Genomic DNA, 10,255 nt, shown 5'->3' on the forward strand with positions numbered 1-10,255 from the left:
ATAAGTTATTAGTTATAATCTTATATTCACTGCGGTCATGCTTCGCCCCTACAAATATATTTGCTAAAACCAGATGCACCCGTATCAGGTGCGTCGCCCGCTCGATTGTCGATTGGATTGAGGGATTTTCTGTGGCGACGCACCCTACAAATACTAATGACTAATGACTACTGACTACTGACTAATGACTAATCTCAATTTTTCACCTGCAAATTTTCAATATCCTTAGCGGGTACGCCCAAACCGCGCAAGATAGTAAAAGCAATGATTCGATATCCCGAGGGATTCGGGTGAACTCCATCGGCTGCTAACAAATTTAGAGTTTTTCCGGCGTGTTTTTGATAGGTGCCGATTACTTCCCGAAATGGCGCATTCAAATCGATAAACAAGCACTGATTTTGCTTGGCAATTTCTCGCATCGCGGCAACATATTCTTGCAACCTGCGATTTTCTGGGCCGTCGAGAATCTCGCGAATCGGAGTAGGAGAAAGCAGCACGACTCGAATTTTGGCGGCTTTTGCTGCTAGCACCATTTGAGTTATTTTGTCTATATAATCTGCTAGCGGTACTCCCGCAGCCAAGTTGCCTTGCGGATGAAATTGCAGGTTTTGGAAGTCGAAGAAAGCGTGCCAAACGTCGTTGACTCCGGCGTTGATCGTGACTAAATCTGGCTTTTTGTCGATCGCATCTTTCTGAAAACGCACCTGCATATCAGTCGCCTTGTTACCAGAGATTCCCGCGTTGACGATCTCGATTTTGCGATCGGGATACAGCGCATTTAGATAGCGTTGGAGCAGCCAAACGTAACCTCCTGGGTATTTCGCGGCTTCGGTGATGCTGTCGCCCACAGTCACAATTCTGCGCTTCCCGAGGAGTACGTTTTGGATTTCGGGCGGTGGACTAGCTTCGGATACGGGTTCTTTGAACACGGGAATTAAGGAGTGAGGAATGTTGAAGGCGATAACAGCAGCAAGTACGGCGAGGACAAGTCTGATTAACACTTGCTTCAGCGGGAATTTGGGACGGGGCGATCGCACATTTGGAGACATTACACAGTTTTTGACGAAAAGTTTAAGTTTTGAGCTTGGGATTTCCGAGCAAGAGTTTCAGTGATTAAGAATATCCTAACAGTCTTGGCAGTTGCTATATAATTATATTAAGGGCTTTTTTGACACTCCTGATGTGAACGCGCGGGGCTTCCACGAATGGATCTGTAAGTCTGTAAAGTTTCAAATTAAATTGATGCTTGAGGAAATCCTATGCTGAAGTTACAATAGTTATTAAAGTCCAAGGGCGAGGATATCCTGGCGGTGGCGCTGCGACATCGGGCGTTTAATGTATGGGTGTTTGGTTCGGTGGCGCGGGGTGTTGTCGGTGAGAGTAGTGATATTGACCTTTTGGTGGATTATAACGGAATAAGGATTAAGCCGTTTGATTAAGGATTCGGTTTTGGCGGAGGCGAAATATTTCGTTGATTTTAGTTGAAAGGAGGCTGTATGATGACTGTACAAGAAATTATTGCTCAGGTCGAAAGTTTATCAATAGAAGATCAGGATCAGTTGTTTGAGTTAATCCGCAAGCGACGGATTGAAAATCGGAGGGATGAAATTTTGGCTAATGCTCAGGAAGTGATGGAAGCTTTTAAGAATGGGACAGCAAAGAGAGGAAGTGTTGATGATTTGATCGCAGATTTACTAGGAGATGATGATGGAAGTTGTCTGGAGTAGTGGATTTAATCGATCTTTTAGGAAGATCGTAAAGAAAAATCCACAATTAAAGGATCAAATTACTAAGGTGTTAAAGCTACTGGCAGATGATCCATTTACGCCATCTTTGAAGTCTCACAAGTTAGGAGGGGACTTAGCCGGATTATGGTCTTGTTCTGTTGCATATGATTGCAGAATAATTTTTATTTTCTCTGAAGATGAGGAATTGTTAGAAATGGTGATTCTCTTAGTTGATATTGGAATCCATGATGAGGTTTATTAATATGTAGCTGCGCCTTGACCTTATGCCCTACGGCTTCAAGCCCCTGATTTCGATTACGATAGAAATAGGACTTACCCATTTAAAAGTAATTCTTTTTTTTGACCCATGAGTTCCAATCTAGTTCCCCTCCTGCCCAAAGTATCACTCGAACGCCGCGCCGGTGCCTTCTGCATCGACGCGATCGCCGTTTGGATACCCAGTTTGCTTCTCGGTACCAATCCGATCGCCCAAACCATCTTTTTTGTGCTGCTGTGGTTGATAATGCGCGTAGCCATCGTCAGGAAAAACCAAGGTCAAAGTCTCGGGCGCTGGGCCCTGGACATGAAAATTTTCGATACCAGATTCCAACGGACTCCCGGAGTGCAAGAATTGTGCAAGCGCGAGGCATTGCTGGGCTTTTGCGCTGCCCTAGCCTTCGCAGGTGTGGCTGGACTCACATCTACCAACGCGGGCGTCTTGCTGCTGATGTTACCGCTGGCGATCGACTGTAGCGTTGCTTTCACCGACGCAGACAGGTTTCCCCAAGCTTTTCACGATCGACTCGGTAGGACGATCGTCATCGGAACCAAGCGCGGCTACTCCCTCGACATCAAAGTTAGAAGATTGCTTGACCAAGTGCAGACAAATGTGAGACGATAATAAATTGTGTTTAAATTAGTCGAAATTTATTTAGAATTATGGCTAAAGGCGTCCGCATCATAATTACTCTAGAGTGTACTGAGTGCCGAACAAACGCGAGCAAACGCTCCAAAGGCGTGTCTCGGTACACCACGACCAAGAACCGTCGCAACACGACGGCACGGCTGGAACTCAAAAAGTTCTGCCGCCATTGCAACAAGCACACTGCTCACAAAGAGATCAAGTAGTCAGTTGTCAGTTGTCAATGGTCAGTTGTCAGTTGTTATTGGTCAACAGTAAACAGTCAACAGACAACAGACAACAGACAACAGACAACAGTCAACAGTCAACAGTCAACAGTCAACAAACAAAGAACCATGACTTATTTTCGCCGGCGCGTTTCGCCAATCAAACCAGGAGACCCGATCGACTATAAAGATGTCGATCTTCTCAAAAAATATGTCACAGAACGCGGTAAAATACTGCCCCGCCGGATTACCGGTTTGACAGCAAAACAACAGCGCGACCTGACTCGCAGCATCAAAAGAGCAAGAATTGTGGCTTTGATGCCCTTCGTAAACCAAGAAGGCTAACAGGATTTTGGATTTTAGATTTTAGATTTTAGATTTTGGACAAAAATAGGACTTACGCGAAAACAACGTCTTTTTGTCGGAAGCGATGGTAGCTAATAGCTCGCAATATTTGGTATTGAGTCGCTGGTGCGTAAGTCTTAATCAAAATCTCAAAAGTTAAAAATTAAAGCAAAAAAAGCACAACTTTTTAGATGTTAGTTTTGACAATTGATTTAAAAAATGTAAATATCCAAAATCTAAAATCGGAAGCAAAGAAACTCGATAAGTGGCAACTGTAAAAATCCAAAATCTCAAATATAAAGCGGGCAAGTGGAGAAGGGAACGTTAGTAGAATTTAGAGTGCACGGCGACCGCCGCCTGGCCGTTGCCGATCGCCCTGACGGCAAGAAAAACTGGGTAGTGGTAGACGAAAACGGTCAACCGCACAGCATTCCGCCCAAACAAATCAGCTATGAAGCAGTCGGAGAAACTTACAAACCCTCCGACATTTCCAAATTTCTTAAAGAAGTAGAAGCTTACTCAGATCCGTCAAGCCTAGAAGTAGCTTGGGAACTCCTAGTGGATGACGGAGAAAATACAGATCCAGAAGCTCTGGCTATGCTGCTATTTTCCGATCGCACTCCGGCGCAGTGTTATGCAGCTTATTGTTTGCTGTCCACAGATAAACTGTATTTTAAACAAAAGGGCGATCGCTACGAACCGCGACCAGTTGCCCAAGTAGCCGAAATCAAACACCAGCAAGAAGTAGAACAGCACCGACACCAAGAATCCCAAGGATTTTGGGATCGAGTTAAACGGCGGCTGGCTGGTGAAAATAATGTAGATTGGGTTCCTAGCGATCGAACTCGCCTCGATGCCCTAGAACGCTTTGCTACCCTCGGAGAAGAAGCAACTCACCGCACGCCAGCCTTAGAAACTTTAGCCAGCTTACAACGTCCCGAAAACCCCGAAGCAGCATTTGGACTCCTAGTCGATCTCGGCCTGTGGAGTCCCCACGAAAACCTGTTTTTGCGGCGCAGCCAAATTCCGCTACAACTATCGGCAAAGGTATTAGAAGTAGCGCAAAGCTGCCTAGAAGAACCCTCAACCGACTCCGACACAGATCGTCTGGATTTAACTCACCTCAAGGTTTACACGATCGACGACGAAAGCACTACGGAAATCGACGACGGACTCAGTTTAGAATTCCTCGAAAACGGCCAGCAGCGTCTGTGGATACACATAGCAGATCCCACACGCTTGCTTTCCCCCGGAGACGAACTCGACCTCGAAGCCAGAAAGCGCACCACTACAGTTTATCTGCCCACGGGCTCGATCCCGATGTTTCCCTCGGCTTTGGCAACTGGGCCGATGAGTTTAATTCAAGGTAAAGAGTGCAGCGCCCTCAGCTTTAGCGTCACCTTAGATGAAACCGGTGCAGCCCAAGATTACAGCATCCATATCAGCAAAATCAAACCAACCTACCGCTTAACCTACGATGATGTAGACGAAATGCTGGAGTTGGGAATTGAAGCAGAACCGGAAATCAGCGCGATCGCCTCGGCGGCAAAACTGCGTCAAAAATGGCGCGAAGCCCAAGGCGCGATCAGCATTTTCATGCCCGAATCCGTCATCAAAGTCTACGGCGACGAAATCAAAATCCACGTCATCGACGACTCTACAGCCAGATTGCTAGTAGCAGAAATGATGATTTTAGCTGGCGAAGTCGCCGCCCGCTACGGTCAAACTCACAGCCTGCCCATACCCTACCGCTATCAGCCGCAGCCGGAACTCCCCCCAGAGGAAGAACTGCTAGCCGTACCCGCTGGCCCAGCCCGCGCCTGCGCCGTGCGCCGCTGTATGCCCCGCAGCGAAATGGGTCTGACCCCCGGACGCCACGCAGGCTTAGGTTTGGAATCCTACACTCAAGTTACTTCCCCGATCCGCCGCTATACCGACTTGCTGACTCACTTCCAAATTAAAGCCCACCTGCGGGACGAACCACTGCCTTTTTCCGCCCAAGAAATACAGGATATTGTGATGTGTCTCGGTACCGCAGTTAGAGAAGCCTCTACTGTGGAACGCCAAACAAACCGTTATTGGGGATTGGAATATTTGCGGCGCAATCCCGATCAGGTTTGGGAAGCTTTGATGCTGCGCTGGTTGAGGGAAGATAGCAATCTGGCTTTGATTTTGTTGGAAGAGTTGGGTTTGGAGTTGGCGATGCGATTTGGTCGATCGGTCGAAATTGGCGATCGGCTAGAAGTCAAAGTCACTTACTGCGATCCGCGATCGGACGTGATTAACTTCCAAGAAGTCATTCTTGAAGCCGCACAATAGGATTTTAGATTTTAGATTTTAGATTTTGGATTGCCAAAATGTTAGTGACAGGAATTGTGCGTTTGCGGCTATAAACCAATATGCTTGGGTTAGTAATCTCAGACGAATTTCATCTCATGAATTTAGAAGAGTCTGCTCTTCAACCCGCCTTAAAGCGGGTTTTGTTTCTGTAGGGGCGGTTTCAACCGCCGTCTTAACTCCTAAGCCGATAAATGGAAATTTTTACTGACTTGCTAGTAATCTAAAATCTCAAATTTAAAATCACCAAATGCCCAATTCTATAAACCAAGTTCAGCCACCGCTGGAATTCATACCCCCAGCCTACAACCCCCTCATCGTCCAGGGTTGTCAGCAAATACTCCCCTGGTGGCTGCGATTTAAGACGAATATCAGCGATATTCAAGCCGAAAACGTCGAAACTCTCGCCGAACTCTTCCACCAATTTCAAAACAAAAAAGTTCGCTTCCTGCTAGCCTTCCGCCATCCCAACTCAGACGATCCCTACTGTTTGGGACAACTAATTTGGAAACTCGTGCCCCAGGCGGCGCGCGCCAAAGGCATTCCCCTGCAATTCCCGGTACATTCCCACTTTATTTACGATCGCGGAATTCCCCTGTGGGCCGGTGCTGGCGTGGGTTGGCTGTATTCTCGCCTCGGCGGTACTCCGATTGTGCGCGGTAAAATCGATCGCGCTGGATTGCGATCGGCCCGCGATTTATTCGCCAACAGCCAATTTCCCATCGCCGCCGCCCCAGAAGGCGCCACCAACGGTCACAATGAAATAGTCAGCCCCCTAGAACCGGGAATCGCTCAAATGGGCTTCTGGTGCGTTGAAGACTTGCTAAAAGCCGGACGTACTGATGAAAAAGTGTTAATTGTGCCGATCGGCATTCAATACCGCTATGTCAATCCGCCTTGGCTACCCCTAGAAAAACTTTTAACTCAATTAGAAATAGATTGCGGACTGCCAGCATTAGAAACCACAGAATCAACCAATTTAGATGCAGATAACTCCGCTACCAAAAACCAAAAATATCAATTCCAATATCTGCGCCTGATTCGACTTGGCAGCCATTTACTAGAAGTAATGGAACAATTTTATACCCGTTTTTACCATAGAAATTTACACCCAAAAACATCTGCTATAACAGCATTATCAATTGCCGAAGAAACTGCAAATGATTCTGACAACGAGCAAATAATTCCTAGACTTACAGCTTTGTTAGACGTGGCTTTGCAAGTAGCCGAAGAATATTTTAACTTAAAGCCCAAAGGCAGTTTGATCGACCGCTGCCGCCGTCTGGAACAAGCAGGCTGGGACTATATTTATCGAGAAGACATCAAAGATATTGCAGCACTTTGTCCCTTAGAAAGAGGATTAGCCGATCGCCTCGCTGAAGAAGCAAGTCTGCGAATGTGGCACATGAGACTGGTAGAAAGCTTCGTCTCAGTCACCGGCAGATACGTCCAAGAAAAGCTCACAGCAGAACGTTTGGCAGAAACAACTTTACTGCTGTGGGACGTACTGGCTCGCATCAAAGGCTCAAATCCCTTCAGCCGGCCTTCTTTGGGCAAACAGCAGGTACAAATGACCGTGGGCGAACCGATATCACTGGGCGATCGCTGGGAGGGATATCAAAAGGGTCGCAGATTAGCTGTTGCCGAACTCACTCAAGACTTGCAATCAGCTTTAGAAGGAATGATTAAATCTTAATTAGTCACATCCAGCAGCACGAAGAGGTTCGAGGTTCTAGCGAAGCAGAGAGAAAAAGCAAGATAGAAGCAGGAATCGAGAAGTAGAAATAGAAAAGCACGAATAAGGAAGATACTTTGCCTTTCCCTTCCGGCTCCGTTTTTGATGGGTCGCGAAGCAAAAACGTTGTTATAAATTAGGGGAAGAGGTATAATAAACCGCTAATATCAAGTACCGAACGACCCCTGATAATAAAGTTATTCCCTCTCGCCCCTTGAGGAGTTTCAGGACTAAAGTCCTGACTGCCAAATTAATTACAAGGGTTTAACTAAACTCGATCTAACAAGAAACTATCCATAATCAAGCAAAAAAAATAACCGATGAATAACAAACCTATCGATTTATCTAGTAACTCAATTAAGGTAAAACTGCTAAATCATTTAGCGCAAGAATTGCTAACCCCGCTCACCTCAGTGCTCGGCATGGCAAGCGTGTTGAACCAAGAAATTTATGGCCCTCTAACCAGCAAACAAAAAGAATATATCGACGTGATCGAAGACAGCAGCCGCTGTTTGCGATCGCTAGTTGAAGAAATTTTGGAACTTGCAGAATTAGATGATTCTACTTTCACATTGAAGCGCACCGCCGTTGATATAGAAAGTTTGTGCCAGCAAGTTGTAACAATCCTGTTGCCGGCAGCAAGCAAGCGAGAGCAAGAAATTAACTTGTCCATGGGGCCCGGGCCGCGCATCTGGTTGGCCGATAAGGATAAAGTTCAGCAAATGCTCCACCACTTAATTTTTAGCATTATTCAATCGGCTGGAGCAGGCAGTGTGATTCGAGTCCACGTTTCTCGGAAAGAAGACGCTATCAACATCGGAGTTTGGGTGTTTCATCCTTGGTTGGGAGAAAGTTTGCCCCATGCTAAACTCTACTCCGACTACTTGCTAAAGGTGGGATCGGCTAGCGGTGGTCGATCGAACTCCGAAGCCTGCTTCATAGAACTCGAATCGCAACTGGCGACGCAGACACAGGGCTCCCAGCGGTTAACGCTGGAGTTTTCTGAGTTGGCGGCTGTGGTGGCCGAGAATGCCGCAGATACCGCACCGATGCTAGCTGGCTACGGCGACAGGGAACGCTTGGGGCTGCTGCTTTGCTGCCAGTTGGTGGAAATTCAAGGCGGCCAACTCTCGATTCAAGGCACTCCGGAATCGGGATATCGCTACGTGCTCTGGCTACCCTGCACCAATGCTACGGAGTTGTTGGAAGGATGAAGTCAGTTGACAGTTGACAGTTGGCAGTTGACAGTTGGCAGTTGGCAGTTGGCAGTTGGCAGTTGGCAGTTGACTGTTGACAGTTGACTGTTGGTAGAAATAACAATTACCTTTTTCCCGATTCTCTGTTTGCCTAATTCCCAATTCCCGATGCCCAATTCCCGATGCCCGATGCCCGATGCCCAATTCCCAATGCCCAATTACCAAGTACAAATCTAAAAATGAACTCAGTTTGGCAACAGTTGACTCTAGCAAATTTGTCACTCTCTCAGTGGCAAAATGCCAGTTATTTATTGAATTGGGCGATCGGCAATGCCCGCAGTTGGCGGCAGAGTAGCTGGCTGATGCAGTGGGCTGAACCTATGGGTTTTGTTTTGCTCGCCTTGACGTTCGGTATGGGCCCGTTTGTGAACAATGCCCTGGTGGGGGTGTTGATGACGGCTGGCGCTGCATTTTGGGTGCTGCTGACTATTTCCGACGATCGCGCGATCGCCCTCACACCCATTCACTTACTGGTACTTTTGTACTGGGGCATTGCTACCGTCGCCACCGCAATGTCGCCGGTGAAAGCCGCCGCTTTTACGGGTTGGAGCAAGCTAACCCTGTATTTGCTGTTTTTTGCCCTGATGGCGCGGATCTTGCGAGACTCCCGTTTGCGATCGTGGTTAATTGCAGTATATTTAAATGTCGCTCTAGTTGTCAGTTTCTACGGCGTGCGGCAGTGGATTGATAAAGTTCCACCATTAGCTACTTGGAACGATCCGACTTCTACTCAAGCCGATGTCACGCGAGTTTACAGCTTTTTGGGCAATCCAAACTTGCTCGGTTCCTATTTGCTCCCAGCCATTGCTTTGAGCGCTGCCGCACTTTTTGTGTGGCAAGGATGGGGAACCAAACTTTTAGCACTGACGATGCTAGTAGTGAATTGCGCGTGTTTGCGCTACACCGACAGCCGCGGTGCTTGGATCGGTTTTGTGGCTATGCTTGTGGTGTTTTTAGTGCTGCTTTGGTACTGGTACAGCCCTTTAATGCCTAAGTTCTGGCGGACTTTGGCCCTGCCGTTAGGGTTAGGAGGTTTGGCGGGAGCGTTAGTTTTAGGAGTGCTTTTGGTGCCAGCTTTGCGCGATCGAGTTTCTAGTATGTTTGTCGGCCGCGGTGACAGCAGCAATAATTTTCGGATTAATGTTTGGAGTGCGGTGATTGACATGATTCGCGATCGGCCAATTATCGGTATTGGCCCGGGAAACACGGCTTTTAATAAAGTTTATCCGCTTTACATGAAACCGAAATTTACTGCTTTGAGCGCCTATTCCGTGCTGCTAGAAATTGCTGTGGAAACTGGTTTTATCGGTTTAATGTGTTTTCTGTGGCTGCTGACTGTTACCGTCAATCAAGGTTTGGTGCAGATAAAAAGTTTGCGGGATTCACAATTTAACACCTCTAATTTAGAGGAAAAATCCCCAAACCTCAAATCGAATCAGGCATTTTGGCTGATCGGGGCGATCGCAACTTTAACCGGGATGATGGCTCACGGTTTTTTCGATACCGTTTGGTACCGGCCGGAAGTTAATATGCTTTGGTGGTTGATGGTGGCGATTATTGCTAGTTTTTACCACAACTGGCAGCAGCAACAAGATTCACCTTTGACCAAGGGCGAATAGGTACAAGTGCGGGCGGGGTTTTTTCCCCGCGTGCCGGTGCAAGCCATAAAGATACTAGACTTGAATTGCATAAGTCTTTGATTGATACAGAAACCGCAGATGTCAGAC

Annotated in this window: 12 protein-coding genes; 10 read left to right on the plus strand and 2 right to left on the minus strand. The window is 47.1% G+C overall.

Annotated features, from left to right (window positions below):
* Window positions 1-194: 194 nt before the first annotated feature.
* Window positions 195-1,049: an SGNH/GDSL hydrolase family protein gene (locus tag QT974_RS24185; protein WP_333470960.1), complete on the minus strand. Its 855-nt coding sequence runs from the start codon at window positions 1,047-1,049 to the stop codon at window positions 195-197.
* A 294-nt stretch (window positions 1,050-1,343) separates the two neighbouring features.
* On the opposite strand from QT974_RS24185, the gene QT974_RS34835 reads away from it, so the two are divergent.
* The 9 genes from QT974_RS34835 to QT974_RS24225 all read left to right on the plus strand — a co-directional run bounded on the left by QT974_RS34835 (window position 1,344) and on the right by QT974_RS24225 (window position 8,486).
* The gene (locus QT974_RS34835; RefSeq protein ID WP_442933211.1) at window positions 1,344-1,439 is read left to right on the plus strand and encodes a nucleotidyltransferase domain-containing protein; all 96 of its coding nucleotides are present in this window, start codon (window positions 1,344-1,346) and stop codon (window positions 1,437-1,439) included.
* Window positions 1,440-1,496: 57 nt separating this feature from the next.
* Window positions 1,497-1,727 carry a hypothetical protein gene (locus QT974_RS24190; protein ID WP_293191909.1) on the plus strand — a complete coding sequence of 77 codons (231 nt, stop codon included), beginning with the start codon at window positions 1,497-1,499 and terminating at the stop codon, window positions 1,725-1,727.
* Window positions 1,702-1,989: a type II toxin-antitoxin system RelE/ParE family toxin gene (locus QT974_RS24195; protein WP_333470961.1), complete on the plus strand. Its 288-nt coding sequence runs from the start codon at window positions 1,702-1,704 to the stop codon at window positions 1,987-1,989. The genes QT974_RS24190 and QT974_RS24195 overlap by 26 nt, the downstream gene beginning before the upstream one ends.
* 105 nt (window positions 1,990-2,094) lie before the next feature.
* Window positions 2,095-2,628 (plus strand): RDD family protein, encoded by a 534-nt coding sequence (locus QT974_RS24200; protein WP_333470962.1) that lies wholly within the window; start codon window positions 2,095-2,097, stop codon window positions 2,626-2,628.
* Window positions 2,629-2,666: 38 nt separating this feature from the next.
* Window positions 2,667-2,855 (plus strand): 50S ribosomal protein L33, encoded by a 189-nt coding sequence (rpmG, locus tag QT974_RS24205; protein ID WP_333470963.1) that lies wholly within the window; start codon window positions 2,667-2,669, stop codon window positions 2,853-2,855.
* Window positions 2,856-2,984: 129 nt separating this feature from the next.
* Window positions 2,985-3,200 carry a 30S ribosomal protein S18 gene (rpsR, locus tag QT974_RS24210; protein WP_006631377.1) on the plus strand — a complete coding sequence of 72 codons (216 nt, stop codon included), beginning with the start codon at window positions 2,985-2,987 and terminating at the stop codon, window positions 3,198-3,200.
* A 309-nt stretch (window positions 3,201-3,509) separates the two neighbouring features.
* Window positions 3,510-5,519: a ribonuclease catalytic domain-containing protein gene (locus QT974_RS24215; RefSeq protein ID WP_333470964.1), complete on the plus strand. Its 2,010-nt coding sequence runs from the start codon at window positions 3,510-3,512 to the stop codon at window positions 5,517-5,519.
* Between the two features lie 268 nt (window positions 5,520-5,787).
* Entirely contained in the window at window positions 5,788-7,233 is a 1,446-nt protein-coding gene (locus QT974_RS24220) for a 1-acyl-sn-glycerol-3-phosphate acyltransferase (protein WP_333470965.1), read from the plus strand.
* 359 nt (window positions 7,234-7,592) lie between these two features.
* Window positions 7,593-8,486 carry an ATP-binding protein gene (locus QT974_RS24225; protein ID WP_333470966.1) on the plus strand — a complete coding sequence of 298 codons (894 nt, stop codon included), beginning with the start codon at window positions 7,593-7,595 and terminating at the stop codon, window positions 8,484-8,486.
* Here the strand turns inward: QT974_RS24225 and QT974_RS24230 are convergent.
* Complete coding sequence (locus QT974_RS24230) at window positions 8,448-8,741, minus strand: hypothetical protein (RefSeq protein WP_333470967.1); 294 nt, start codon at window positions 8,739-8,741, stop codon at window positions 8,448-8,450. The two genes, QT974_RS24225 and QT974_RS24230, sit on opposite strands and share 39 nt — an antisense overlap.
* Here QT974_RS24230 and QT974_RS24235 point away from each other — a divergent pair.
* The gene (locus QT974_RS24235; RefSeq protein WP_333470968.1) at window positions 8,708-10,147 is read left to right on the plus strand and encodes an IctB family putative bicarbonate transporter; all 1,440 of its coding nucleotides are present in this window, start codon (window positions 8,708-8,710) and stop codon (window positions 10,145-10,147) included. The genes QT974_RS24230 and QT974_RS24235 overlap by 34 nt on opposite strands.
* Window positions 10,148-10,255 lie beyond the last annotated feature (108 nt).

The sequence above is a fragment of the Microcoleus sp. BM001215392 genome, assembly GCF_036700185.1.
In the GTDB taxonomy this organism is placed as follows: Bacteria; Cyanobacteriota; Cyanobacteriia; order Cyanobacteriales; family Microcoleaceae; genus Microcoleus.

Bases quoted from the DNA above. Each gene is read 5' to 3' on its own strand.
- QT974_RS24185 (WP_333470960.1), bottom strand. From the start codon at position 1,049: ATGTCTCCAAATGTGCGATCGCCCCGTCCCAAATTCCCGCTGAAGCAA.
- QT974_RS24190 (WP_293191909.1), top strand. From the start codon at position 1,497: ATGATGACTGTACAAGAAATTATTGCTCAGGTCGAAAGTTTATCAATA.
- QT974_RS24195 (WP_333470961.1), top strand. From the start codon at position 1,702: ATGATGATGGAAGTTGTCTGGAGTAGTGGATTTAATCGATCTTTTAGG.
- QT974_RS24200 (WP_333470962.1), top strand. From the start codon at position 2,095: ATGAGTTCCAATCTAGTTCCCCTCCTGCCCAAAGTATCACTCGAACGC.
- rpmG (WP_333470963.1), top strand. From the start codon at position 2,667: ATGGCTAAAGGCGTCCGCATCATAATTACTCTAGAGTGTACTGAGTGC.
- rpsR (WP_006631377.1), top strand. From the start codon at position 2,985: ATGACTTATTTTCGCCGGCGCGTTTCGCCAATCAAACCAGGAGACCCG.
- QT974_RS24220 (WP_333470965.1), top strand. From the start codon at position 5,788: ATGCCCAATTCTATAAACCAAGTTCAGCCACCGCTGGAATTCATACCC.
- QT974_RS24225 (WP_333470966.1), top strand. From the start codon at position 7,593: ATGAATAACAAACCTATCGATTTATCTAGTAACTCAATTAAGGTAAAA.
- QT974_RS24235 (WP_333470968.1), top strand. From the start codon at position 8,708: ATGAACTCAGTTTGGCAACAGTTGACTCTAGCAAATTTGTCACTCTCT.